Source organism: Pseudomonas sp. T8, from assembly GCF_024610635.1.
Classification (GTDB): domain Bacteria; phylum Pseudomonadota; class Gammaproteobacteria; order Pseudomonadales; family Pseudomonadaceae; genus Aquipseudomonas; species Aquipseudomonas chlororaphis_I.
In genome coordinates this window covers 436,997-461,487 of the sequence record NZ_CP102374.1, presented here as the reverse complement: position 1 = coordinate 461,487, position 24,491 = coordinate 436,997, and the positions used below count along the sequence as shown (strand labels likewise).

Genomic DNA, 24,491 nt, shown 5'->3' with positions numbered 1-24,491 from the left:
CTTGCGGGCCGGGCACGGGTGCGTGGGTTACACGCCCATCAACGGGTCGCTGATGCTGTGGGCCCCGGTTTCCAGGCGCCCGGCCAGGCGGCGCAGCCAGCCGCCCTCGGCACGCACGGTCAGGTCGTACCAGCCGCCACTGGCCTGGCAGGCGAACATCTGGTGGATCTCGCTGCGCCCGGGCACGTCGAAGCGCCATGGCCCCTGATGGGTGTAGGGGCAACGGTCGATGGTGATCGACACCGGCTCCTTACCCGGGTTGCTCAGGGTCAGCTGCAGGTTGTTGCCGCGGCTGAACATCGACACCTCGGGCTGACGCTCCAGCAGGTTGCCGTGGAAGCTGCGGTGGAAACCGTTGGGCCCCAGCAGCCACAGCTTGTAGCGCCCCGCCGTCTGCCAGCTGTCCTTGAGCTGCTTGCCCGCCTCCACCGTATAGCGCCGGGGAATGTCCAGCAGGTGCAGGCGATCGTAGACATGGAACACCGCGCCCTGCTCCCCGCTGTTCTGCAGGCTCAGGGTCAGGCTCAACGCCTTGCGCTTGGCCTTGGCTTCGACATTCAGCCGATACGGCAAGGCCCGCGACGGCCGGGCCACGCGCTGCTGCTGCGGCAGTTGCTGGCGACTGGCGTCCGGCAGCGGCACCTGGGCCAGTTGTTCCTGGCGCTGGCGCAGCAGGTCCGCGGCCTGGCGGGTGGTGGTGTGCAGCGGCGGGAGGATTTCACTGTTGGGATTGACGAAGTTGAAGGCCGAGGTCAGGTCGCCGCACACCGCGCGGCGCCAGGCGCTGATGTTCGGCTCGCGCACGCCGAAGCGCTTCTCGAGAAATTGCAGGACCGAGGTATGGTCGAACGCCTGGGAGTTGACCCAGCCGCCACGGCTCCACGGCGACAGCACCAGCATCGGCACACGTGGGCCCGGGCCGTAGATACCGCCGTCCGGGCGCGGTTGCTGGGTGGTCCCCGGTGGCGCCGGGTGGGTGAACACCTCGCTGTCGAAATCCACCGTCGACTTGCCGGCGAAGCTGCCGTCCAGGCGCCGCGAAGGCGCCGAGGGCGACGGCACATGGTCGAAGAAACCGTCGTTCTCGTCGTAGTTGACCAGCAGCACGGTCTTGCTCCAGACCTCGGGGTTGTCGGTCAGCGCCTTGAGGATTTCCTGGGTGAACCAGCCGCCCTGCACCGGGCTCGACGGCCCCGGGTGCTCGGAATAGGTGGCCGGCGCGACGATCCAGCTGACCTTGGGCAGCTTGCCCTGCTGCACATCGTTGCGAAACCCCGCGATCATGCCCTCCAGGTCGCTGCCGCTGCGGGCCGGCAAGGTGTTGCCATTGCCCTTGTACAGCGGCACCCGGGCATTCAGCGCGTCGCTGTAAGGCACGAAGGCGGTGAAGTCTTCCGGCGGCTGCGCCGGGTTGCCGGCCGCCACGCTGGCGCGGCGGTACTGGCGGAAACCGGCCAGGGGGTTGTCGCCGAAGTTGTCCGGCAGGTACTGGTAGATCTTCCAGCTGACGCCCCGCTCTTCCAGGCGCTCGGGGTAGGTTTTCCAGGTGTAGCCGACGTCCACCGCGCCCGGCCCGTCCCATTCGTTGACCACCGCGGCCACGTTGGCCCCGGTCGGACCGTTGGTGCCGGTCCAGTGGAACAGGCGGTTGGGGTTGGTCCCGGCGTGCACCGAACAGTGGTAGGCATCGCACAGGGTGAAGGTGTTGGCCAGGGCGAACTGGAACGGCAGCTCCTGTTCGCGGTAGTAGCCCATGGAGGTGTTGGTCTTGAAGGTCGGCCAGGCGCTCATGCGCCCGCTGCCCCAGGCCGCGTGCTCGTCGATCCACGAATGCGGCGTGCCGTTGACCCGCTGCGCGTTGCCCCGCGAGCTGTCCAGGTGATACGGCAGCACCACGCGCCCGACGCCCTGCTGCTCCCACACCGAACGCTTGCCGGGCAGCGGGATGGTGAAGCGATCGCTGAAACCGCGGACCCCGGGCAAGGTGCCGAAGTAATGGTCGAAGGAGCGGTTTTCCTGCATCAGGATCACCACGTGCTCGACGTCGCGAATGGTGCCGGTGCGGTTGTTGGCGGGGATCGCCAGGGCCTGGCGGATGGAGTCTGGCAGTAAGGTAAAGGCCGATCCGATGGCGGCGGCCTGCATGAGCTTCCTGCGAGTGAGAGTAGGCATACGCGGTTGAATTCCTTGAAGTTACAGGGCGGGAAATAGCGACCCACGCAAAGTAGTGACCTCAAGTAACAAGCAAGTTACACGGCGGTTGCAGGCCGGGGTCAAGGCATTCATTGATCCTGATACAGCCGCATTAACCCTCTAAGCCTATGATTTTTAATTACATTTCTAAATAAAGAATATTTCGTGAACTTCATCCAGAGTTGCTCCTTGTATTCGGAAAAATCTGACGGCGTTCTGCTTTAATCCTATTTGCACAATGCCACTACTTCAGTTTGCAAGGAGCAATCATGGACTCGACCCAGCACTACGAGGGGGAAAGGAAGCGCATCGAGAACCGCCGTGCTGCATTGGGTCTCAAATACCTTCCCGCGCCGGACGGCCAGCCCCTCAAGACCTGGGGCCTGGCGCTGTCCGGCGGCGGCATCCGCAGCGCCACCTTTTGCCTGGGGGTGTTGCAGGCGATGGCCCGGGCCAACGCGCCGGAACAGGCCAACCCACGCAAGTCGAGAACAGCGCAAGACAACCTCACCACCACCCTGCTGCCGCGTTTCGACTACCTCTCCACGGTCAGCGGCGGCGGTTATATCGGCAGTTTCTTCTCCAGCCTGTTCATCCCCAATCGCCTGCGCCGCGAGCAGGCCCAGGAGCGCGCCGAAGCCTCGCACCTGTCGCCCGCCCAGCAAGCGGCCAGGACCGCCGCGATCAACGCCTATGAGGTGCTGCACTACGAGCCGCCGGGACGCATCAGCACCGCCATCGACTTTTCCAGCGAAAAAGACATCGGCAAGGGCCCCACTGCCTGGCTCCGGGAGAACGGCCGCTACCTGACTCCGACCGGCTCGGGGGACGCGCTCTACGCCCTGGCGATCACCTGGCGCAACTGGCTGTCGCTGCACTTCGTCATCGGCATGCCGATCGTCCTGCTGCTGTCGTTGCTGATGCTGTTGCAGGTGAAGTACCTGCCCAATCTGTTCCTGCTGCCCGGCGCGGTGTTCATCCTCGGCTTGCTGCCCTGCTGCCTGGCCTATTGGCTGGTGCTGCCGAAAAACAGCCTGAGCAATCCGCCGGCCCTGAACAACCTGGCGGCCGCGGCCTGCACGGTGATGGCCCTGCTCTTCGTCGGTATCTGGGCGCTACTGCAACAACCGGACGACAGGCCGAACGTGCGCTACCTGTTCCTCGGGTTCGCCGCCATCGCGCTGCTGGGCATCGTCTACGCCTGGCTGCTGATCTGGCACCTGAAGTACCGGACCCGCAAGGCCAACGACGAAGACGGGATCTTTACCGTGCGCAACTACCGGGTCGAAGTCACCCGGGTGCTGTCACAGGTCATCATGGCCCTCGGCGCGCTGCTGTTCGCCGCGTTCCTGGTGTCGCTGTCCGAAGCGATCTACCTGCACCTGCAGAGCCTGACCCAGGGCACCGTCGGCATCCTTGCGCTGCTGATCTGGCTGGTGCGCCGCCTGGCGCTGTTGCGCGACGAGAAGAGCCTGCCGGACTGGCTGCGCCTGCTGCCCCTGGAGGTCATGAGCCTGATCGGCGGCCTGCTGTTGCTGGCCGCGGTCTGCCTGGTGTGGATGCTGTTCGTTCTGTGGGTCACCGCCGATGGCGGTATCCGCCTGCAGGAAAACGGCTATGTGCTGCGGCTGGCCGTGCTGGCGGGTGTCGCGGCGGCCCTGACCTGGGTCAGCAGCCGCTTCGTCGGCTTCCTCAATACCTCGTCCTTGCAGTCCTACTACAGCGCCCGCCTGGTTCGCGCCTACATGGGCGCCACCAACGGCAAGCGCTTCGACGGCACGCCCGAGCAACGGCGCAAGCACATGAGCGTGGCCGAGCCGCTGAGCAACGACGACATCAGCGTCGAGCACTACTACGGCACGCCCAGCGCCGGCCCGCTGCACCTGATCAACGTGACCATGAACCTCACGGTCGACCCGGCCGAACAACTGGTGCAGCGCGATCGCAAAGGCAAGCCGCTGTGCCTGGCGCCGGGCAGCGTCAAGGGCGAAGGGAGCTTCATCCTCGACGGCAAGGTCTATCAGCGCGACGTGGACAACATCCCCGCTTCGGAAATCGCCTACCCGCTGACCATCGGCCAATGGATAGGCGTTTCCGGCGCGGCCTTCACCACCGGCCTGGGACGCGCCACCAGCCTCGGCATGTCGCTGCTGCTGGGCCTGGCCAACGTGCGCCTGGGCAACTGGTGGCCCAGCCGCTTTATCGAGGACAGGCCGGAAAAACCCAAGCAGTCCCTGGGCCTGAAGCTGTCGCACTGGCTGCCGACCCAGACCTACCTGTTCTACGAATTGACCGCGCACTTCCATGGCCATCGGCGCGACTATCAGTACCTCTCCGACGGCGGCCACTTCGAGAACACCGCGGCCTACGAACTGCTGCGCGAGGCACGCCAGGTCGAGCTGATCGTGATGTGCGACTGTGGCTGCGACCCCGATTACCAGTTCGACGACCTGAGCAACCTCATCCGCCTGGCGCGCATCGACCATGGCCTGGAGATCAGGGAAGACACGCAGATCGCCGACCACGAGGTACTGGGCAAGGTGTTCGCGCGCATGGAGTACTTCAAGACCGCGCCTTCGCCGGCGGACCTGCATTGCGCGCTGCTGCTCAACGTCTACGCCTGCACCAAGCCAGACACCCTGATCAGCCGCATCCTGGTGCTCAAGCCACGGCTGATCGCCTCGGTATCGCCGGACGTGCAGAACTACGCGCTGATCAACCAGTCCTTCCCCAACCAGCCCACCGTCGACCAGTTCTTCGACGAAGCGCAGTTCGAGAGCTATCGCAAGCTCGGCTTGAGCATTGGCCAGGAAGTCTTCGGCAATGGGCTCAACGGCAATACCATCGCCCAGGCGCTGTGGCGCTACCTGCGTGAGCACCCTGAGGGAAGCGCGCACGAGGATGACCAGGCCAGGCCGTCGCGGCCGAGCCGCAACGGCCAGCGCCGCCCTTCGGCCGACCGCGATCCCCGCGCATGAGGCGCGAAATGGCGACCAGCCTGCGGGCCCACGGTCAGCCAGGCCTCAACGCTGGCCGCGGCGCAGGGTCTCGCTCGGCAGTTCCTTGAACAGCGCGCGGTAGCTGCTGGAGAACCGCCCGAGGTGCCAGAACGACCAGCGCATGGCCACCTCGGCCACGGTGGTTTCGTCCGGGCCGCGGCTGAGCAGTTCACGGTGCGCGCTGTTCAGCCGGCGCAGGCGCAGCCACTGGGTCGGCGCCATGCCGGCGAAGGCCCTGAACGCGCCTTGCAACTGGCGCAGGGACACCCCGGCCACCTGCGATAGCTCCAGCAGGTTGAGGCTGTCTTCCGGGCCATCCTCCGCCCATTCCGCGACCCGCTGCATGATCGCCCGCTCCTCGGCGCGCCGGCGCAGGCCGCCGCCGTCCAGGCGCACACAGGCGTTGTCGAGGATAAACAGGCAGTCGTCGAGCAGCTGCTGGGTCAGGGCTTCGCGACTCGGTGGGTCGAGGGTCTGTGACAGGCGCGTCAGGGTCGCGCTGAGCCAGCGGCTGAACAAGGCGTTCTGCCCGCAGTTGAGCGGCGCCAGGAACAGGCCGTCGAGGCGCTGCGCGTCGAGGCCATGGCCGCGGACGAATTCCGGGCCGAACACCACGGCGATTTCCTGGTAGTTCTCCGGGGTGATCCAGATGTTGCGGCTCTCGCCATTGAGCAGGTACAGGGCGTTGTCGCTGCGATCGAAACAGAACGCCAGGGAGTCCTCGGGCGCGCTGAAATTCTGCTCGACCCGGGTGTTCATGCACTCCTCGTAGATCTGCACCCCTTGCAGGTCCAGGTAACGCACCTGCCCGGCGAAATGCCCGGGCGACATCTGCTGGTAATGCTGCACCCAACCCGGGGTGGCACGGATCTGATCGGCCACATCGAAGGTGTTGAAGGCCTGGACCTGAAGAGCTGTCGACGCTGTCATGAAGGGACCTTGCGCACTCTTTTGGTGCGCTTTGGTGCTGCTTAAAGTGGATAGATGGAACCGCAAGGCTTGCCCAAGATAGTCGCCAACGCGCCACAGGGGAAGCCTTGCCGGGCCAGCCCAAGCACTGGCGCGTCACCGACAATCATTGACGAGGTCCTTATGAATGCCCCTTTCGATCAGCTGTCTGCCTGGCTGAAAGAACACAAGATTACCGAAGTGGAATGCGTGGTCAGCGACCTGACCGGCATTGCCCGCGGCAAGATAGCGCCCACCAACAAGTTCCTGCATGAGCGAGGCATGCGCCTGCCGGAAAGTGTGCTGTTGCAAACGGTAACCGGGGACTTCGTCGACGACGATATCTACTACGACCTGCTGGACCCGGCCGACATCGACATGGTCTGCCGCCCCGACGCCTCGGGCATTTACCTGGTGCCCTGGGCCATCGAGCCGACCGCCATCGTCATCCACGACACCTTCGACAAGTTCGGCAACCCTATCGAGCTGTCGCCACGCAACGTGCTGAAGAAAGTTTTGCAGCTGTACGCCGACAAAGGCTGGCAGCCGATCGTCGCGCCGGAAATGGAGTTCTACCTGACCCAGCGCTGCGAAGACCCGGACCTGCCATTGAAGGCGCCGCTGGGCCGCTCCGGCCGGGCCGAGAGCGGCCGCCAGTCGTTCTCCATCGACGCCGCCAACGAATTCGATCCGCTGTTCGAGGACGTCTATGACTGGTGCGAAGCCCAGGGCCTGGACCTCGACACGCTGATCCACGAAGACGGCCCGGCGCAGATGGAAATCAACTTCCGCCACGGCGACGCCCTCGACCTGGCCGACCAGATCACCGTGTTCAAGCGCACCCTGCGCGAGGCCGCGCTCAAGCACAACGTCACCGCCACCTTCATGGCCAAGCCGGTGGCCGACGAACCCGGCAGCGCCATGCACCTGCACCAGAGCGTGGTCGACAGCGCTACCGGCAAGCCGATCTTCGCCGACGCCGAGGGCCGCATGAGCGAGCTGTTCCGCCACCACATCGGCGGCCTGCAGAAGTACATCCCCCAGGTGCTGCCGATGTTCGCGCCCAACGTCAATTCGTTCCGCCGCTTCCTGCCGGACACCTCGGCGCCGGTCAACGTCGAATGGGGCGAAGAGAACCGCACCGTCGGCCTGCGGGTGCCGACTTCCAGCCCGGAAGCCATGCGCGTGGAAAACCGCCTGCCCGGCGCCGATGCCAACCCCTACCTGGCCATCGCCGCCAGCCTGCTGTGCGGTTACCTGGGCATGGTCGAGGGCATCGAGCCGAGCGCCGCGGTGGAAGGCCGGGCCTACGAGCGGCGCAACCTGCGCCTGCCGATCACCATCGAAGACGCCCTGACCCGCATGGAAGAGTGCCCGACCCTCGAGCGCTACCTGGGCAGCAAGTTCGTGCGCGGCTACGTGGCGGTGAAACGCGCCGAGCACGAGAACTTCAAGCGCGTGATCAGCTCCTGGGAACGCGAGTTCCTGTTGCTCAGCGTCTGAGGCTTGCGCGCACTGCTGCGCACACCGTTGTAGCCGCTGCGGAGCGCCAGCGAGGCTGCGATCGATGGCGCAGCCATCGCCAGACCGTCGCACGCGGTGTACCTGATGCAAGGCGGTTGCCGGGTTTGCGTCGGCTGCGCCGCCGATCGCAGCCTCGCTGGCGCTCGGCAGCGGCTACAGGGCTACAGGAGGGCTACAGGGGGACGGGGCTACAGGGCTTCATGAATTTGGCAAACCAATAACAACCGCAAAAGGGGTATCGCTATGCGTCTATGGAAATCGGTGGTTCCGCTGGCCCTGACGGTGCTGTTCGGCGCCACGGCCCAGGCTGAATCGAAAGTCAGCGTGTACAACTGGACCGACTATATCGGCGAGACCACCCTCGCCGACTTCCAGGCAAAAACCGGGACCCGGGTGATCTACGACGTCTTCGACTCCAACGAAACCCTGGAAGGCAAGCTGCTGGCCGGCCGCACCGGCTATGACGTGGTGGTGCCGTCCAACCACTTCCTGGCGCGGCAGGTCAAGGCCGGGGCCTTTCTCAAGCTGGACCGCGCGCAGTTGCCGAACTGGCAGAACCTCGACCCGAAACTGCTGGCCCTGCTGGAGCAGAACGACCCCGGCAACCAGTACTCGGTGCCTTACCTGTGGGGCACCAACGGCATCGGCTACAACGTCGACAAGGTCAAGCAGGTACTGGGCGTTGATAAGATCGATTCCTGGGCGGTGTTCTTCGAACCGGAGAACCTGAAGAAGCTCAGCCAGTGCGGCGTGTCGATGATGGACTCGCCGGACGAAGTGTTCCCGGCGATGCTCAACTACCTGGGCCTGGACCCGCGCAGCGAAAACCCCGCGGACTACAAGAAAGCCGAAGCCAAGCTGCTGGCGATCCGTCCCTACATCACCTACTTCCACTCCTCCAAGTACGTCTCGGACCTGGCCAACGGCAATATCTGCCTGGCCTTCGGTTATTCCGGCGACGTGTTCCAGGCCGCCAATCGCGCCAAGGAAGCCAAGAACGGGGTGAAGATCGCCTATTCGATTCCCAAGGAAGGCAGCAACCTGTGGTTCGACCTGCTGGCGATCCCGGCGGACGCGAGCAACCCCAAGGAGGCCCATGCCTTCATCAACTACCTGCTGGACCCGCAGGTGATCGCCAAGGTCAGCGCCTATGTCGGCTACGCCAACCCCAACCCGGCGTCCCAGCAATTCATGGACCCTGAGCTGGTGAACAACCCCGAGGTCTACCCACCCCAGGCGGTGCTCGACAAGCTGTATATCTCCAGCACCCAGAGCCCGCAGACCATGCGCCTGATGACCCGCGCCTGGAGCAAAGTGAAGTCCAACAAATGAACCAGCACAGCCACGCGCAACACACCCGCTCCTACTACGCCGCCTCGGCCAACGCGCTGCCGGACTACTCGCCGCTGAATACTGACCTAAATGCAGACCTGAGCGCCGATGTCTGCGTGATCGGCGGCGGTTTCACCGGGGTCAACACCGCCATCGAACTGGCGCAGCGCGGCCTGTCGGTGATCCTCCTGGAAGCCCGGCGCATCGGCTGGGGCGCCAGCGGGCGCAACGGCGGGCAACTGATCCGCGGCATCGGCCACGACGTCAGCGGTTTTGCCCGCTACGTCGGCGCCGAGGGCGTGCGCTACCTGGAGCAGGCCGGCATCGACTCGGTGGCGCTGGTCGGCCAGCGCGTGCGCGAACACGGCATCGACTGCGACCTGCGCTGGGGCTTCTGCGAGCTGGCCAATACCCCGGCGCAGTTCGCGGCGTTCCAGGCCGAGCAGGAGCATCTGGCGGCGCTGGGCTACGTGCATGAAACCCGCCTGGTGGCCCCGCAGGACATGGCCCAGGTGGTGGCCTCGTCGCGCTATGCCGGGGGCCTGGTGGACATGGGTTCCGGGCACCTGCACCCGCTCAACCTGGTGCTCGGCGAGGCCGCCCTGGCCCGGTCGCTGGGGGTGCGGATCTTCGAGCAGAGCCCGGTGCTGGAGCTGATCCACGGCGACAGCGTGCAGGTGCGCTGCGCCAACGGCACGGTGCGCGCCGGCAGCCTGGTGCTGGCCTGCAACGCCCACCTGGATGACCTGGAGCCACGGCTGAGCGGCAAGGTGCTGCCGGCGGGCAGCTACATCATCGCCACCGAGCCCCTGGCGCCGTCCCTGGCCGCCGAACTGATCCCGCAGAACCTGGCGCTCTGTGACCAGAAGGTCGGCCTCGACTACTACCGGCTCTCGGCGGACCGCCGCCTGCTGTTCGGCGGCGCCTGCCACTACTCCGGGCGCGACCCGGCGGACATCGGCGCCTATATGCGGCCCAAGCTGCTCAAAGTGTTCCCACAGTTGGCGCACGTGGGCATCGACTACCAATGGGGCGGCAAGATCGGCATCACCGCCAACCGCTTCCCCCAGGTCGGGCGCCTGCGCCAGTACCCCAACGTGTATTACGCCCAGGGTTACTCCGGGCACGGGGTCAACGTCACCCACTGGACCGCGCGCCTGCTGGCCGAAGCCATCCACGCCGGCCACAGCCGGGGCCTGGATATCTTCAGCGCAGTGCCGCACATGACCTTCCCCGGCGGCCCGGCCCTGCGCGCGCCGCTGCTGGCGCTGGGCATGCTGTGGCATCGGTTGCGCGAGGTGCTGGGCTAAGGCAGTAACTGCGCAAGCGAATGGACCACCGCTATCGCGAGCAAGCTTCGCTCCTACAGAAGCGAGCGCCAGACGCGGACTACCCGGCGCTCCACAAACCTGTAGGAGCCAGCGGGCGGCGATCCGGCTTGCCGGCGATGGCGTCATCGAATGCGCCGCCATCATCCCTGGCAGCTCGCTGCGATCATTGCCACACAGGCTGGCCTGAAACCTCGAGCGGTGCGAAGATGCGCGCCGCAAACCGGCTTGCTAAGGAATGGCATCATCAAAGCGCTCACTGCTCTCGTCCTGCTTGGGACACTCGCCCTCTCGGGCTGCGGCACCCTGATGGCCCGTGCCAGCAATCAGTACATCTCCTACGACTTCTACAAAGGCACCCAGCAGAATATCCAGCTGCTGACCATGCGTGACGCCCGCGGCTACGACGGCTACGCCACGATCTACTGCTGGATGAGCATCGTCTGCCCGCTGGTGGCGGTGGTGAGCCTGCCGGTGGATGCGGCGGTCGATACCGTGCTGCTGCCCTACGACGCCAAGGGCGTTTATTACTGAAGCCGCGTTTGGTCGATAGCGGCATGGGTGAATGGACCACCGCTATCGCGAGCAAGCTTCGCTCCTACAGAAGCAAGTGCCAGATACGGACTACCGGGCGCTCCACAAACCTGTAGGAGCCAGCGGGCGGCGATCCGGCTTGCCAGCGATGGCGATCTCAAATGCGCCGCTGTCATCCCTGGCAAACATCGGCAAACCGTCACCACTCAGCCCGCCACCACAGGCTCGGCCACCACCCCACGCAACCGGCACGGCGCGCCCAGGCGGTCGAGCCGCGGGCGGCCGAACAGGTAGCCCTGCCCCCACTCGCCGCCGCAGGCGGTGACGAGGGCGCGGTCGGCTTCGCTCTCGATGCCTTCGATGATCACGCAGGGCGCCAGGGTCTTGCACAGCTGCACCAGGTGTTTCAGGGTCTGCACGCTGTTGGGTTCGCTGCGGGCGCGTTGCAGGTAACCCTGGTCGATCTTGACCATGTCGGGGCGGGTCTGGCGGATGAATTCCAGGGTGCCCAGGCCTGCGCCGAAGTCGTCCACCGCCACCCGGCAGCCCAGCTCGCGCAGGCACAGGACAAACTCGATGGCCGCCTCGGGGCTCGGCGGCGTGGCGCTTTCGGTGATTTCGATCACCAGGCGCGCAGCCACCGAAGGCGCGTCGCGCAACTGCGCGAGGGTGGCGGACCAGAACGGATCGATGATCGCGCTCTGCGCCGAGATATTGCAGCCCAGGCGCAGGTGCTCGTCCTCCAGCAGGCGCTCGATCACGCACCCCACCACGCTGCGGTCCAGCTCGCGCATCACCTGATGGCGCTCGAGCATGGCGAACGGGTAGACACCCTTGCCCGGCTGCTCGACATGGCGCAGCAAACCTTCCTGGTACAGCACCCGGTTGGCGTCGGGCAGCCACACCACCGGCTGGAAGGCCAGCGCCAGTCGCCCCTGCGCCAGTTCCCGATAAAAGTCTTTGACGCTTTGCATGACAGATCCGTAGTCGAAGCGGCGACAGCGCGCCGGGTGGGTTGGCCAGGATGCGTCGGCGCGCCCGACGAGATAATGGCTCATTGCCACTTATGATCCCCCCTGCCCGAGCGGCTCGAAAGTGTTCCCGGATACCTTTCGTTTGTCCTCGGAAACACCGCACCGCCCTTTCTCGACTGTGGCCCAGGGTTTATTGCGATCATGCGTCGGCGCCAATGACATCAATTAGCCACCAGTCCAGGAAGTACTATGCACAGAATGACCGGCACCAGTTTCCGGGTGCTTGCCGATGTCCTGACCGATGCCGGCGTCAAGGTCGAGGCCTTGCTCAAGCGCCACGGCAGCAGCCACCAGGAGGCCTGTGAAAACCCCACGGGCGTCAGGCTGGAGCTGGTCTACGCGGTGCTGCAGGACGCCGTGCACCTCTGCGGCAACCCGGACCTCGGCCTGCTGGCGTACACCAAGGCCCACCCGGCCAACCTGGAAGTGCTCGGCTATGCCCTGATGTCCGGCGCCACCCTGGACACCGCGCTGCAACGCCTGGTGGACTATCACTCGCTGGTCAGCAACGGCTTTTACCTGTGCCTGGAGCGCAGCCCCCAGGCCGTCACCCTGATCGGCTTCGATCTCGCCCTCGAACCAGGGCTGGTGCCACGGGCGTTCATCGATGCCGGTGCCGCGCAGACCCTGGGCCTGGTGCACTGGCTGCTGCCCGGGCGCAAGCCGCAACCGCTGGCGGCGAGCTTCACCTACCCGCGGCCGGCGGACACCCGCGCCCTGGAGCGCCTGCTGGGCCCCAACCTGCAGTTCGACGCGCCCTACAACAGCCTGAGCTTCAGCCCGCGCGATTGCGCGACCGCCCTGCCCAGCGCCGACCCGGCCCTGGACGTGCTGCACATGGAATACGCGCGCAGCCGCCTCAAGCTGCTGCTCGACGGCTCGATGACCGCGCGGGTAAGGCGGGTACTCTCCGAACGCCTGGCCCAGGGCGGGCCCAGCGACCTGCGGCATATCGCGCAGTTGGTGGGGGTCAGCAGCCGCAGCCTGCAACGGCGCCTGGGCAGCGAGGACATGCACTTCTCGGCCCTGCTCGACGAGGCGCGGCTGATGCTCGCCCACAGTTTCCTGCGCAACTCGGCGCGCAGCGTCAAGTACATCGGCGCCCTGCTCGGCTTTCGCGACCAGAGCAGCTTTCACAAGGCCTGCCGTCGCTGGTTCGGCATGACCCCGGGGCGTTATCGCCAGGAAGGCTGAACACAAACGACCAAACAAAAACTGTAGAAGCGAGCTTGCTCGCGATGGACATTAACGATTGCGCGTACCGACTGGATGAACGCGGCGCTCTTGAGTCCATCGCGAGCAAGCTCGCTCCTACAGGGGGGGCAGGATTCAGCGATGGCTGGCCTGCAATGGCGGCTGCGCCTGGGGCATGGCCGAAGAGTGGTGGTTGAGGATCTTCCACTGGCCGTCGATGCGCTCGTAGAGGAAGGTGTAGCGCGCCTGGACCTGGCGGGTCGCGCCACCGGCTTCATGCAGGGTGAAGGTGTAGACGCCGCTGTCCATGGCCGCGTCCGGGCCCAGGTGGCGGATTTCCCGGTAGTTGATCTGGCCCACCGGCTTGCCCGCGAGGAAATGCTCGAAGTAATCCTGGATCTGCGCCGGGGTGGTGCGCACCTGATTCGATACGGTTGGCTGAAGGATCGCGTCGGCGGCGTAAAGACTGGTTACGTTTTTTGCGCTGCCGGTTTGCAGGGCCGCGTTCCAGCGATCGAACAGGCCGGCGATCTCCCGGTCGCCCTGGCTCTGCGGCTGCGCGGCGACGGTGCGGTACACATAAGGCGTGGCGTCCAGGGCCTGGGCCAGGGGCGCGGTCAGGGCCAGCAACAGGGCAATGGCGGGGGTTGGCAGTTTCATCGGAAGGCTCCAGTGGGTTTCAATGCGCCCACTTTGCCCACCCGGCACAACCTCGCCATCGGCCAACCGGTGCCGGCGGCCTATGCCATTCGGCAGATAGGCCCACAGCCGGCAAGCAGGTCTAATGCCTGCTCGCGAGCGCACGCCCTTCACGCTGGAGCCTGTTTTTCATGCAAAGCCCGACTCACGACCCCGGCAGCGCCCTGGCCATTCGCAGCCAGTATCGCCAGTCGCAAAGCCGCGCGGCGCGCCTGCGCCTGTTGGTGGACACCGGCCAGGAACTGACCCAGTTGCCGCCCGCGGCCATGCGCCAGCGCGCCCTGCAACGGGCCTGCGCCTTTATGGCGATGGACCACGGCCTGCTGCTGGAATGGCACGCCGCCCAGCCGCCCCGGGCCACCGCCCAGCATGGCAGCAGCGAACGCCTGGCCGCCCTGCACCCGTTGGCCAAGTCTGCGACCCTGCACCCCGAATGGCTGCCGCAGACCGATACCGCCCTGCCCCAGGTGCTGCGCATTCCCCTGCCCGGCGCCGACGGCCAGGCCTTCGGCGCGCTGCTGCTGGCCAACAGCGTGGCCCTGGCCGCGCCCGACAGCGAGGACCTGGAATCCCTGCAACTGCTGGCCACCCTGTTGGCCGCGCACCTGGAAAACCAGCGCTTGCTCCAAGCCCTGCAAGCCCGGGAACGGACCATGTCGGAGCTGGTGCACCGGCTGTTCAGCGCCCAGGAGGACGAACGCAAGCGCGTGGCCTACGACCTGCACGACGGCCTCGCGCAAACCCTGGCCGGGCTGCACCAGCGCCTGCAAGGTTTTGCCGGACGCTGTCCGACATTGCCGCAAGAACTGCACAGCGAACTGCAAACCATCCTGACCCTGGCCCAGGGTTGCGTCGGCGAGGGCCGGCAGTTGATCGGCGGCCTGCGCCCCAACGTGCTGGACGACTTTGGCCTGTACAAGGCCATCGACAAGGAAGCCGACCGCCTGCGCGACGCTGGCATCGAAGTGCACTGGCAGCAACAGTCCGGCGCACGCCTGCCGGGTGCCAGCGAGATCGCCCTGTTCCGCATCGCCCAGGAAGGCATCAACAACATCCTCAAGCATGCCCGGGCCAGCCGCGCCGAGTTGAGCCTGCAACTGGCCGATGGCCAGGCCCGGCTGACGCTGGCAGACAACGGCGTCGGCTTTGCCCTGGACAGCCCGCTGTCCAGCTGCGGCGGCCAGCACCTGGGGCTGGCGGCGATGCAGGAGCGCGCCAGCCTGCTGGGCGGCGAGCTGTCCTGGCACAGCACCCCTGGCGATGGCACCCGCCTGCAAGCCCGGGTGCCGCTGCCCACAGTTGGAGAACACCCATGAGCCCTGCCCTGCGCCTGGTGCTGGCGGACGACCATGAAGTCACCCGCACCGGCTTTGTCGCCCTGCTCGCCGGCCACCCGGAATTCGAGGTGGTCGGCCAGGCCCGGGATGGCCAGGAAGCCCTCGAGCTGTGCGAACGCCTGCAACCGGACATCGCCATCCTCGATATCCGCATGCCGCTGCTCAACGGCCTGGGCGCGGCACGTCTGCTGCACCAGCGGCAACCGGCGATCAAGGTGGTGATCTTCACCATGGACGACAGCCCCGATCACCTGGAAGCGGCGATTGCCGCCGGCGCGGTCGGCTACCTGCTCAAGGACGCCAGCCGCAGCGAAGTGCTCGGCGCCCTGCAACGGGTGGCCCAGGGCGAGGAAGCCCTCAACAGCACAGTCAGCGCCCGGCTGCTGCGGCGCATGGCCGAACGCAACGTCGGCGGCAGCGGCCAAGCTGTCGCCCTGACCGCCCGCGAACGCCAGGTGCTGGGGCTGGTGGCCGGCGGTTTCAGCAACCGCGAGATCGGCGAAAAGCTCGGCATCACCACCGGCACCGCCAAGGCCCATGTGGAGCGGGTGATCGGCAAGCTCGGCGCGGCGGACCGCACCCAGGCCGCGGTGCGCGGCATCGCCCTGGGGCTGGTGGCGCAGCCCGCAGGAGACTGGCCATGAGGCTGCTGGCGAGCCGGCACTGGCTCGACCTGCCCCTGCGCAGCAAGGCGCTGGTGGTGATCTCCCTGCCGCTGGTGATCCTGCTGCTGTCGCTGGTGCTGATCTACATCACCGAACGCCAGACCGCCCGCGCCGAGGAAGACGTGCGCCGGGTGCTGCTGGTGCAGGGCGATATCCAGACCGTGCACACCCTGCTGGCCGAAGCGGCGGCCAGCGTGCGCGGCTACCTGCTGACCCGCCGCGAAGACTTCCTGCCCAGCTACGAGCGCGCCCAGCCGCTGATCCAGGCCGCGCTGCAACGGCTGGACAGCAACATTCGCGATGCGCGCATGCGCGATCACCTCAAGGCCATCACCCCGCTGATCGGCCACAAGCTCGACGGCCTGGTGGCCCTGCGCAACGGCCGGCCCGACGACAGCGCCAGCATCACGGCGATCCTGATCGAGAACAAACAGGTGCTGGACGTGCTGCGCGAGCAGATCAGCGCCATGCGCATCCGCGAAGACGGCTTGCTCGCCGAGCGCAGCGCCGCGGCCTCGGCGACCCGCATGCGCCTGCTGATGGCCACGCTGCTGGCGGCGCTCTGCGGCCTGTTCGGGGCGATTGTCGCGGTGCTGTTCTTGTCCAAGGGCATCGTCGCCCGGGTGCAGCAGGTGCAAGGCAACGCCCAGCGCCTGGCCCTCGGCCAACCGCTGCGCCCGCAGGCCCCGGAACAGGACGAGATCGGCCAGCTCGGCACCCGCCTGGTGGAGGCCGGGCAACTGCTGGCCGAGCGCGAGCGGGCCCTGCGCGACAACGAAGAGCGCCTGCGGCTGATCATCGACGGGGTCAAGGACTACGGGATCTTCGCCCTCGACACCCAGGGCCGGGTCACCACCTGGAACGCCGGCGCCGAGCGGATCAAGGGCTACCGCGAGCAGGAAATCCTCGGCCGGCACTTCTCGCTGTTCTACCTGCCGGAAGAATGCCCCGCGCACCCGGACATGGCCCTGCGCGAAGCCACCCGCGACGGCCATTACATGGAAGAGGCCTGGCGCTGCCGCAAGGACGGCAGCCGCTTCTGGGCCAGCGTGGTGATCACCGCGCAGTACGATGCCAGCGGCGCGCTGCGCGGCTTCTCGAAGATCACCCGCGACATCACCGACCGCCGCGCCGCGGAAATCGCCCTGCGCACCGCCCGCGAAGAAGCCGAAAGCGCCAGCCGCGCCAAGAGCGAATTCCTCTCGCGCATGAGCCACGAACTGCGCACCCCGCTCAACGCCATCCTCGGTTTCGCCCAGTTGCTGGACATGGACTCGCCCAGCGGCCAGCGGCCCCAGGTCGGGCATATCCTGCGCGCCGGCCAGCACCTGCTGACCCTGATCAACGAGGTGCTGGACATCGCCCGCATCGAGGCCGGGCACCTGCCGCTGACTGTCGAGCCGATCGCCCTGGCCTCGGCACTGCACGAAGCCCTGACCCTGGTCTCGCCAATGGCCACCGACGCTGGCATCCAGCTCGCTGCCCTGCCCGCGCTGAGCGAACACTGCGCAGTGATCGCCGACCGCCAGCGGCTGATCCAGGTGCTGCTCAACCTGCTGTCCAACGCCATCAAGTACAACCGGCCCCAGGGCCAGGTGCGAATCGCGGTCAAGGTCCTGGGCCCGCGGGTCGAGGTAGCGGTCAGCGACACCGGCGCCGGCATTCCCCTGGAGCGCCTGGACCAGTTGTTCCGGCCTTTCGAGCGCCTGGGCGCCGACCCGCGGGTGGAAGGCACCGGCCTGGGCCTGGCCCTGAGCAAGAGCCTGCTGGAAATGATGGACGGCAGCCTGCGGGTGCACAGCACGCCGGGCCAGGGTTGCTGCTTTACCTTGCAACTGCCGTTTGTCCAGGTGGCCGCGGCCGGCACGCGCCGGCCCCTGGAACAGCAGGCGCTGGAGCAGCAGGCGCTGGAGCAACCGGGGTCGGTGCTGCCGGCCCGGGTCGAGACCGTGGAATACCGTGGCCAGGTGCTGTGCATCGAAGACAACCTGTCGAGCCTGGCGCTGATCGAAACCCTGCTGCAACGCCGCCCCGGCATTCGCCTGCTGTCGAGCATGCAGGGCCAGATGGGCCTGGACCTCGCGCGTCAACATGCGCCGCAACTGATCCTGCTGGACGTCAGCCTGCCGGACCTTGCGGGCCTGGAAGTGCTGCGCCGGCTGCGGGAGTCGCCGAGCACCGCCAGCACCCCGGTGCTGATGATCACCGCCGACGCCAGCGCCCTGACCCACCGCGCCCTGCTGCAGGCCGGGGCCACGGCGATCCTGACCAAGCCCATTCATATCCCGGCGTTTCTCGCCCACCTTGAGCAACATCTACCGGAGCCCGCATGAACCACGATTTGCGCATCCTGATCATCGACGACCAGCGCCCCAACCTCGACCTGATGGAGCAGCTGCTGGCCCGCGAAGGCCTGCACAACGTGCTGAGCAGCACCCAGCCGCTGCGCACCCTGGACCTGTTCAACAGCTTCGAGCCGGACCTGGTGATCCTCGACCTGCACATGCCCGAGTTCGATGGCTTCGCCGTGCTCGAACAGCTCAACCGGCGGATCCCGGCCGACGACTACCTGCCGATCCTGGTGCTGACCGCCGACGCCACCCGCGACACCCGCCTGCGGGCCCTGGCCCTGGGCGCCCGCGACTTCATCAGCAAGCCGCTGGACGCCCTGGAAACCCTGCTGCGGATCTGGAACCTGCTGGAAACCCGCGCCCTGTACAAAGCCCTGCGCCAGCAGGTGCCGGCGCAGCAGATCGAGCTGCTGCGCCGGCATCGGCAGTGAGTGGGTTGGCAGCCTTAGAGGTTGTACTCATCCAGCCTCGGCGAGTCGCCCACCTGCTCGATCGACTCGGAATCGATGTCCGGCAGGTTTTGCGGCTGGTAGCTCAGTTGGCTGCCCCACGGCTGGTCGCTGTTCAGCGGCCCCTTCAGCCGAGCGGCCACTGAGGCATGGACCCGGATTTTCTGTCCGTTTTCAGGGGTGGGAATCTCCCGCGACCGGGCTTTGCCGAACGGCGGCATCGAACCGTACTCAAGGGTTCGCTTGTGGGTCCTCGGGTTCCAGACCAGGCGCGGCACCCACTCGGCGATCAGCCAGTTGCGGGTCAGGGAATTGTGGGCCTGGGCCAGCGGATCCCGTAGCACCGAGGATGCTGGATAGAGTTCGGCGCGACAGGCTTCGGCATCGATGCTCAACCCGGCCTCCAGGCACTCGCCGATCATCCAGCGCAAGGCAATCAGCGCCAGCTGCGACTCGCCGACCGGGTAACCGCCGCCCACATCCGAATGCACGCCGGCGAACCAGACCTGTTTCAGGTTCACCCCCTTGCCTTCTGCCCAGAGGTTCTGCCGGAAAAAGCTGCGGCGTTCGTCCAGGGACACCGCATGGCGGATGATCTTCACCTCCTCGTTCCTGCGGGTGTAGGGAACGATCAGCGGGTCATACACCCAGCCCACCGAACTCACGGTGTCGAACAGCCCGAGAAAGTGAATGCTCACCTTCCGGGCAAAGCTGCCCTTGAACGCCTCCATCAAGTCGAAGTCCGGCTTTTTATCCGCGCTCATGCGCCACCAGGTGTAACTCATGGCCCGTTGGCGATTCGGTTTGGAATTATCAGCGGATCGCTGGCGAGTGGTCAGCAGTGACCAGGCAAAGTCCATCAACTGGGCCTGATGGGCCGGCAACAGGCCGATGGTATACAGCAGCGCCGCCAGCACCCGCACCGCGTAGGAGCCGCGGGAGAAACCGAAAAGGAAAATCTGGTCGCCGTCCCTGTAGTTCTCCATCAGGAAGCGATAGGCATTGAGCACGTTGCGCTTGATACCCCAGCCGAACATCAGCCCGGCGATGCGCGACGGCACCTTCTGCCATTCGAACAGGGTTTCGCTGAGCCCGAAGGTGCCCACGCCCTGGTCGTAATAGGCCAGCAGCGTTTCGCTGTCCTTGGGCAGCGAGCGAAACAGCCGGACCACGTTGGTCGGCTCGTCACTGAAACGGTTGTTGGTGCCGTCGATGCAAACAATCAGCTGGCGCGCCTTGATCCTTGTGTTGTCCACGACCTGGTTCCCTCGAGAGTCGTCAAGTGAGGTACCCGCGCGGCCAGTCGGCCAGGCGAGGACCGGTGTCACCCTACGTCCGTGTCATGACAACTGCTGCGGTAAAGCCTGAAGGGCTATCCAAGGCATAGCAGCATTAACGGCACCCGGCCATAAAAACCCCTCCACCGGGAGGGGCTGGTCACCGACAAGCCTTGCCTGGGCCCTAGAACCTGCCGCCCAACGGATACTCGATCGCCAGCCGCAGCTGGTCGGCATCCAGTTCGGCCTGGGCCTTGTTGCCGCGGTGCACGGCGTGGCGCAGGGTGACGGCGAGGTTTTTCGCCGGCCCGGACTGCACCACGTACTTGGCCTGCAGGTCGCGCTCCCAGTGCTTGCCGCCTTCGCCGTAGCCCAGCCAGGCGTAGCCGCCGCGCGGGTCCATGTGGCTGCCGTCGATGCCGCTGCCACGCACATACAGGGCGCTGAAAGTCAGGCCGGGAACCTGGTAGCCGGCCATGTTGAGGTCGTAGCGGGCCTGCCAGGAGGCTTCTTCGGGGGCGTTGAAGTCCGACAGGGCCACCGCGTTACTGAGCAGGATCGCGCCGCGGGTGACGTAGTCGTAAGGCGTGTCGCCGTCGACCTTCTGGTAGCCCAGGCCAAAGCTGTGGGCGCCGCTCCTGTAGGTCGACATCAGGCTCCAGGTGGTGTTGTCGATGCGCCCGGACAGGGCCTTGCCGGTGTCCTGGGTGCGGTACAGGTTGAAATCGAACGTCAGGTCCTGGCCCTGGCTCAGCGGCAGGTTGTAGAGCGCGCCAAGGTACTGCTGGCGCCAGGTGTCTTCGTACAAGGCGCTGAACAGGCTGGCGTTGAGGCCCTTGATCGAGGTGTTGCGCACGCCGATCAGGTCGAAGCTGTCGCCCTGCTTGCCGTTGGAATAATTGACCACGAAACCCTGGTCGTGGCTGCTGGCGTTACGGTCGGTGCTTTCGTTGAAGTGGCCGCCGTACAGCGTGGTATTGCTCAGTTCGCGGCTGGTGAGGAACCAGCCGGTGGCGGTCTCGGGCAGCAGGCGGCTGTCGGAGGAACCGAACACCGGGGTCTTGACCCGCTGTTCGCCGTAGCGCAGTTCGGTGGAGGAAAAACGCAGCTTGGCCACCGCGCCGCCACGGCTGAATTCATCCTTGGGATGGCCGTCGTTGTCCACCCCCAGCAGCCGCGCCTTGCCGGCCCGGCCACCGCCGCTGTCGAGTTTCCAGCCGGAATAGACGTGGGCATCCAGGCCGAAGCCGAGCGTGCCCTGGGTGAAACCGGAGCTGTAGTCGGCCATCAGGCCGTAGGCCCACTCCTGCGCCAGGTCGCTGCGTTCGGCGCGGGGTTTGTAGGCATTGCGCGCGCCGTTGCTCAAGGAACCGTGCTCATAGTCGCGACGGTCGTAGAGGCTGCGGTTGAACAGGCTCCACTGGCTGTCTTCGATAAAACCCTTGGCATTGTCCTGCTCCGCGGCCAGCGCGAGCAGGCTCTGGCCTCCCAATGCCAACAGCAGGGTGTGTCGGGTCAAGGTCTTCACTGTCGAACTCCCGAAAATCGATAAATGGCGGGCGATATCAGGCAGTGCGCCGCTGTACGGGCGCACCACCGGGACCCCACTCAGAGGTATTTGAGGATCGCGATATCGCGGCGGCGCTGCTTGAGGCCTGCGAACCAGCGTGTCGGGAAGAACAGCAGCACGCCGAGGATCAGGCTCCACAGCCAGACCCCGGACAGGTTGTCGAAGCCGTAGTAAGTGCCCTGGTTGGCGCCCCAGATGGCCACGGCCACCAGGTACATGGCCTTGAGCACGTACAGGTGCAGCAGGTAGAAGAACATCGGCGCGCCGCCGTAGATCGCCAGTTGCGCGGTCGACCAGCGTTCCTGGACCTTCTCGAAGTACGCCAGGAGGATCAGCCCCAGGCCCAGGGTCGGCATCAGGAACATCAGCGATGGCGGGTATTTCTTGGCGCTCATGAAGCTCATGAAGGTGCGCAGCGCATCGCCGGTCTGGACCCAGGGCTTCTCGCCGTAGACGTTCAGGTAACGAATGAACACGAACGCCACCAGCAGGCCGACGCCGACCTTGAGCAACCGCGAAATCCGCGCCGCCGGTTGCACGTCCTTGCCGAACCACGGGCCGATGGCCCAGCCCAGCAGGATCACCCCGATCCACGGCAGCACCGGGTACGTGGTGCGGGCCCGGGTGAACTCGGTGATGTCGATGAACACCCGCTGGTGCAGGATCGACCAGGGCACGAAGAACGGCGACTCGGGGCCCACCACCACGTCATCCAGCAGGTTGTGCCCGGCGACTATGGCCACCCCCAGCACGATCAGCCAGCCGCGTTTGAAGTGCAGCAGGCCGGCCAGCACGATCATGCAGATGCCGATGCACCAGATCACCTGCAGCCACAGGGTCTTGGGCGGGAACTCGGCATTCCAGGCAAAACACACGAAGGTCAGCTCGAGGAATACCAGGAACAGGCCGCGCTTGAGCAGGAACACCGAGGTTTCCCCAAGGCTGTGTTTCTGGCTGTAGAGCCAGGCCGACAGGCCGGTGAGGAAGATGAACACCGGCGCGCAGATCTCGCTGAGCAGGCGGGTGAAATACAGGTCCGGGGTCACGCTCAGGGCGTCGATCGGGTCGGTGACCTGGCGATGCAGGAGGAAGGTCTCGCGCACGTGGTCCACCAGCATGCACAGCATGACGAAGCCGCGCAGGGCATCGATCGCCAGCATCCGCGTATTGGCCTTGGCCACGCTGCCCGCCAGCGCAGGGGACGCAACGCCCGCCTGCCCTGCCAATCCAGTAGAAAGGGTCATATCAGTCACTCATGTTGAAGGTCGTTAAGCCTGGGCAACCCCCTGTCGCCGACACGGCACAGGGGTCGGGGCAGCGGGTCAGGATTGCTTTTTCAAGCGCGCGACTTCCGAGGCCGGCAGCGTTGCAGGCGCCCGTGGCAACGGCGGCTTGCCCTGTGGCTGGTGGAACGACAGCGTGGAACTGAAGCTCTTGAGGTCGTAGGCCTCGGCCTGGCTGTCCGGGCCCTGGCGAGTGCCCGGGGTGCGGTCCTTGTATTCGGCGGCCACCACATAGGTGCCCTGCCACGGCAGCGCGAAGCTGACCTTGCCGTCCTGGTCGCTGGTCTGGGTGAAGACCTCGCCGGAGCCGGTTTCCAGGATCACTTCCTGGGCGGCCAGCGGCTTGAGTTCATAGAACACCTGGAACTGCGCCTTGCCCGCGGCGGCCACGCCGGTGGGGACGATGTCCAGCGCCAGTTCCGGCTGGCGCGCGCGCAGGTCGCCGACCCAGCGGGTGGCGGGCGTCCAATGAGTCTTGAGGGTCTTGCCGCCTTCATGCAGGTCGAAGAGCGGATACTGCGAGTCCTGCGCCAGCAGGCTTTCATCGGCCCTGGGCTGATGGCCAACGCTGAACGACTGGCGTTGCAGGCCCAGGCTCAGACCCAATGCCGGGGCCGGCAGCGGATTCGCCGCCGACCAGCCCTTGAGCTGGCGGAAGCGATCGAGGCCACCGGGGGTCACTTCCAGCATGTTCTTGTCGTACTCGCCGTAATACAGCGTCAGGGGCTGCCCCGGCGTGTGTTCGTACCAGATCTGGTGAGCCTGGGTACCGCTGGCCAGCATCAGCACGCCCAGCCCTATCAAGGTATTTGCCGTACTCATTCGCATCGTGTTGCGCTCCTTTGTGCTCTCATTCAACGAATCGCCGCCCCCGCTCTGATGGCGTTGAACTTCCCGGGGAGACGATGCGCACCTACCACTGGCTGGCATTACAGCGCAGGCCGTTCTGTGCTTTGTTCCGATTTGCCGCGGCACAAGCCCGTTGCCTGCTGTTTTCTCAAGGCAAACAGCGATTTATGCGGTGTGCGCCAGGCTGAAGCATCCAGGGGTAAGCGGTGCGTGGATTGTCCGATCGGGGTGCACGCGAGGCCTGCATGGCCGGTGTCGCTTGCTTGCGCGCAACCCGCTGTGCACTCACCGGCCAGGCAAAATGGCCGGCCCAGACGCAAGCGCGCCCGGTGAGAGGCGCGCGCATGAGTGATTGATCAGACGGCAAAATGTTATCAGATAACATTTCATTCTGAGAGAAGAACGAGTCAGTGGCGCAATAATTTACGCAGGGGCACGCCGTCTTTGAGGACCGGCGACTTGATGACGATGTAGCTGAAGTACTTCGAGATACCGATGTTCTTGTCCAGCAGGCTTTCCACCACCTCCTGGTAATGCTGGATGCTGCGGGTCATAAAGCGCACCAGATAGTCGTAGCCGCCACTGATCAGATGACACTCCAGCACCTCGTCCACCAGGCGGATATTGGACTCGAACTTGGCGAAGTCCTCGCGCTTGTGGTCGCTCAGGGTGATCTCGGTGAACACCGTGACCGAGTCGGTGATCTTGGCCAGGTTCAGGTGCGCCTTGTAGCTGGAAATGTAGCCGGCCGATTCCAGGCGCTTGACCCGCTGCAGACACGGACTGGCCGACAACCCCACGGCGTCGGCGAGGCTGACATTGGTCATGCGTCCGTCTTTTTGCAGCTCAACCAAGATGTTGATATCAATACGGTCCAGTTTGACTAAACCTTCCATCGTTTACCTCTTGATTGCTGTGGGATGCA

19 protein-coding genes are annotated in these 24,491 nt (G+C 65.8%); 10 read left to right on the top strand and 9 right to left on the bottom strand.

Annotation, left to right across the window (positions count from 1 at the left end):
* Positions 1-27: 27 nt before the first annotated feature.
* A complete protein-coding gene (locus tag NRG23_RS01995) occupies positions 28-2,172 on the bottom strand; it encodes a phosphocholine-specific phospholipase C (RefSeq protein ID WP_053269125.1) in 2,145 nt (714 codons plus the stop codon).
* A 290-nt stretch (positions 2,173-2,462) separates the two neighbouring features.
* On the opposite strand from NRG23_RS01995, the gene NRG23_RS01990 reads away from it, so the two are divergent.
* A complete protein-coding gene (locus NRG23_RS01990) occupies positions 2,463-5,171 on the top strand; it encodes a hypothetical protein (protein WP_257373580.1) in 2,709 nt (902 codons plus the stop codon).
* Positions 5,172-5,216: 45 nt separating this feature from the next.
* Here the strand turns inward: NRG23_RS01990 and NRG23_RS01985 are convergent, their stop codons facing one another.
* A complete protein-coding gene (locus NRG23_RS01985) occupies positions 5,217-6,122 on the bottom strand; it encodes a helix-turn-helix domain-containing protein (protein WP_257373579.1) in 906 nt (301 codons plus the stop codon).
* Positions 6,123-6,284: 162 nt separating this feature from the next.
* Between NRG23_RS01985 and NRG23_RS01980 the strand changes: the two genes are divergently transcribed.
* The 4 genes from NRG23_RS01980 (at position 6,285) to NRG23_RS01965 (ending at position 10,858) form a co-directional block, all read left to right on the top strand.
* On the top strand, positions 6,285-7,643 hold the full coding sequence (locus NRG23_RS01980) for a glutamine synthetase family protein (RefSeq protein ID WP_009049149.1): 1,359 nt from the start codon (positions 6,285-6,287) through the stop codon (positions 7,641-7,643).
* 264 nt (positions 7,644-7,907) lie between these two features.
* A complete protein-coding gene (locus tag NRG23_RS01975; protein ID WP_124334892.1) occupies positions 7,908-8,996 on the top strand; it encodes a polyamine ABC transporter substrate-binding protein in 1,089 nt (362 codons plus the stop codon).
* Complete coding sequence (locus NRG23_RS01970; protein ID WP_257373578.1) at positions 8,993-10,306, top strand: FAD-binding oxidoreductase; 1,314 nt, start codon at positions 8,993-8,995, stop codon at positions 10,304-10,306. The genes NRG23_RS01975 and NRG23_RS01970 overlap by 4 nt, the downstream gene beginning before the upstream one ends.
* A 246-nt stretch (positions 10,307-10,552) precedes the next feature.
* Positions 10,553-10,858, top strand: coding sequence for a YceK/YidQ family lipoprotein (locus tag NRG23_RS01965; RefSeq protein ID WP_028684074.1), 306 nt, complete (start codon positions 10,553-10,555; stop codon positions 10,856-10,858).
* Positions 10,859-11,064: 206 nt separating this feature from the next.
* Here NRG23_RS01965 and NRG23_RS01960 read toward each other — a convergent pair whose 3' ends face one another.
* Positions 11,065-11,832, bottom strand: coding sequence for an EAL domain-containing protein (locus NRG23_RS01960; protein WP_257373577.1), 768 nt, complete (start codon positions 11,830-11,832; stop codon positions 11,065-11,067).
* A 249-nt stretch (positions 11,833-12,081) separates the two neighbouring features.
* On the opposite strand from NRG23_RS01960, the gene NRG23_RS01955 reads away from it, so the two are divergent.
* Positions 12,082-13,086 carry an AraC family transcriptional regulator gene (locus NRG23_RS01955; RefSeq protein ID WP_038632618.1) on the top strand — a complete coding sequence of 335 codons (1,005 nt, stop codon included), beginning with the start codon at positions 12,082-12,084 and terminating at the stop codon, positions 13,084-13,086.
* A 135-nt stretch (positions 13,087-13,221) separates the two neighbouring features.
* On the opposite strand, the gene NRG23_RS01950 is transcribed toward NRG23_RS01955, so the two are convergent.
* A complete protein-coding gene (locus tag NRG23_RS01950; RefSeq protein ID WP_009049155.1) occupies positions 13,222-13,746 on the bottom strand; it encodes an SgcJ/EcaC family oxidoreductase in 525 nt (174 codons plus the stop codon).
* A 170-nt stretch (positions 13,747-13,916) separates the two neighbouring features.
* Between NRG23_RS01950 and NRG23_RS01945 the strand changes: the two genes are divergently transcribed.
* Genes NRG23_RS01945 through NRG23_RS01930 form a run of 4 tightly spaced genes read left to right on the top strand, consistent with a single transcriptional unit; the run spans position 13,917 to position 18,569 of the window.
* On the top strand, positions 13,917-15,101 hold the full coding sequence (locus NRG23_RS01945; protein WP_257373576.1) for a sensor histidine kinase: 1,185 nt from the start codon (positions 13,917-13,919) through the stop codon (positions 15,099-15,101).
* Positions 15,098-15,766 carry a response regulator transcription factor gene (locus NRG23_RS01940; protein WP_110176879.1) on the top strand — a complete coding sequence of 223 codons (669 nt, stop codon included), beginning with the start codon at positions 15,098-15,100 and terminating at the stop codon, positions 15,764-15,766. The genes NRG23_RS01945 and NRG23_RS01940 overlap by 4 nt, the downstream gene beginning before the upstream one ends.
* Positions 15,763-18,120, top strand: coding sequence for an ATP-binding protein (locus NRG23_RS01935; protein WP_257373575.1), 2,358 nt, complete (start codon positions 15,763-15,765; stop codon positions 18,118-18,120). Before NRG23_RS01940 ends, NRG23_RS01935 begins: the two co-directional genes overlap by 4 nt.
* The gene (locus tag NRG23_RS01930) at positions 18,117-18,569 is read left to right on the top strand and encodes a response regulator (RefSeq protein WP_009049159.1); all 453 of its coding nucleotides are present in this window, start codon (positions 18,117-18,119) and stop codon (positions 18,567-18,569) included. Before NRG23_RS01935 ends, NRG23_RS01930 begins: the two co-directional genes overlap by 4 nt.
* 14 nt (positions 18,570-18,583) lie before the next feature.
* Here NRG23_RS01930 and NRG23_RS01925 read toward each other — a convergent pair whose 3' ends face one another.
* The 5 genes from NRG23_RS01925 to NRG23_RS01905 all read right to left on the bottom strand — a co-directional run bounded on the left by NRG23_RS01925 (position 18,584) and on the right by NRG23_RS01905 (position 24,462).
* Positions 18,584-19,843, bottom strand: a complete 1,260-nt coding sequence (locus NRG23_RS01925) for a DUF2235 domain-containing protein (RefSeq protein ID WP_198918934.1) — start codon at positions 19,841-19,843, stop codon at positions 18,584-18,586.
* A gap of 205 nt (positions 19,844-20,048) precedes the next feature.
* Positions 20,049-21,392 carry an OprD family porin gene (locus NRG23_RS01920; RefSeq protein ID WP_028684081.1) on the bottom strand — a complete coding sequence of 448 codons (1,344 nt, stop codon included), beginning with the start codon at positions 21,390-21,392 and terminating at the stop codon, positions 20,049-20,051.
* Between the two features lie 80 nt (positions 21,393-21,472).
* Positions 21,473-22,678 (bottom strand): DUF1624 domain-containing protein, encoded by a 1,206-nt coding sequence (locus tag NRG23_RS01915; RefSeq protein ID WP_009049162.1) that lies wholly within the window; start codon positions 22,676-22,678, stop codon positions 21,473-21,475.
* 78 nt (positions 22,679-22,756) lie between these two features.
* On the bottom strand, positions 22,757-23,539 hold the full coding sequence (locus NRG23_RS01910) for a DUF4198 domain-containing protein (RefSeq protein WP_257373574.1): 783 nt from the start codon (positions 23,537-23,539) through the stop codon (positions 22,757-22,759).
* A gap of 434 nt (positions 23,540-23,973) precedes the next feature.
* A complete protein-coding gene (locus NRG23_RS01905) occupies positions 23,974-24,462 on the bottom strand; it encodes an Lrp/AsnC family transcriptional regulator (RefSeq protein WP_009049164.1) in 489 nt (162 codons plus the stop codon).
* Between the last annotated feature and the right edge of the window lie 29 nt (positions 24,463-24,491).

Excerpts from the sequence above, each read along its gene's own strand:
- NRG23_RS01960 (WP_257373577.1), bottom strand. The coding sequence starts at position 11,832 with ATGCAAAGCGTCAAAGACTTTTATCGGGAACTGGCGCAGGGGCGACTG.
- NRG23_RS01985 (WP_257373579.1), bottom strand. The coding sequence starts at position 6,122 with ATGACAGCGTCGACAGCTCTTCAGGTCCAGGCCTTCAACACCTTCGAT.
- NRG23_RS01915 (WP_009049162.1), bottom strand. The coding sequence starts at position 22,678 with ATGACCCTTTCTACTGGATTGGCAGGGCAGGCGGGCGTTGCGTCCCCT.
- NRG23_RS01905 (WP_009049164.1), bottom strand. The coding sequence starts at position 24,462 with ATGGAAGGTTTAGTCAAACTGGACCGTATTGATATCAACATCTTGGTT.
- NRG23_RS01910 (WP_257373574.1), bottom strand. The coding sequence starts at position 23,539 with ATGAGTACGGCAAATACCTTGATAGGGCTGGGCGTGCTGATGCTGGCC.
- NRG23_RS01970 (WP_257373578.1), top strand. The coding sequence starts at position 8,993 with ATGAACCAGCACAGCCACGCGCAACACACCCGCTCCTACTACGCCGCC.
- NRG23_RS01955 (WP_038632618.1), top strand. The coding sequence starts at position 12,082 with ATGCACAGAATGACCGGCACCAGTTTCCGGGTGCTTGCCGATGTCCTG.
- NRG23_RS01995 (WP_053269125.1), bottom strand. The coding sequence starts at position 2,172 with ATGCCTACTCTCACTCGCAGGAAGCTCATGCAGGCCGCCGCCATCGGA.
- NRG23_RS01945 (WP_257373576.1), top strand. The coding sequence starts at position 13,917 with ATGCAAAGCCCGACTCACGACCCCGGCAGCGCCCTGGCCATTCGCAGC.
- NRG23_RS01950 (WP_009049155.1), bottom strand. The coding sequence starts at position 13,746 with ATGAAACTGCCAACCCCCGCCATTGCCCTGTTGCTGGCCCTGACCGCG.
- NRG23_RS01975 (WP_124334892.1), top strand. The coding sequence starts at position 7,908 with ATGCGTCTATGGAAATCGGTGGTTCCGCTGGCCCTGACGGTGCTGTTC.
- NRG23_RS01940 (WP_110176879.1), top strand. The coding sequence starts at position 15,098 with ATGAGCCCTGCCCTGCGCCTGGTGCTGGCGGACGACCATGAAGTCACC.
- NRG23_RS01990 (WP_257373580.1), top strand. The coding sequence starts at position 2,463 with ATGGACTCGACCCAGCACTACGAGGGGGAAAGGAAGCGCATCGAGAAC.
- NRG23_RS01935 (WP_257373575.1), top strand. The coding sequence starts at position 15,763 with ATGAGGCTGCTGGCGAGCCGGCACTGGCTCGACCTGCCCCTGCGCAGC.
- NRG23_RS01930 (WP_009049159.1), top strand. The coding sequence starts at position 18,117 with ATGAACCACGATTTGCGCATCCTGATCATCGACGACCAGCGCCCCAAC.
- NRG23_RS01980 (WP_009049149.1), top strand. The coding sequence starts at position 6,285 with ATGAATGCCCCTTTCGATCAGCTGTCTGCCTGGCTGAAAGAACACAAG.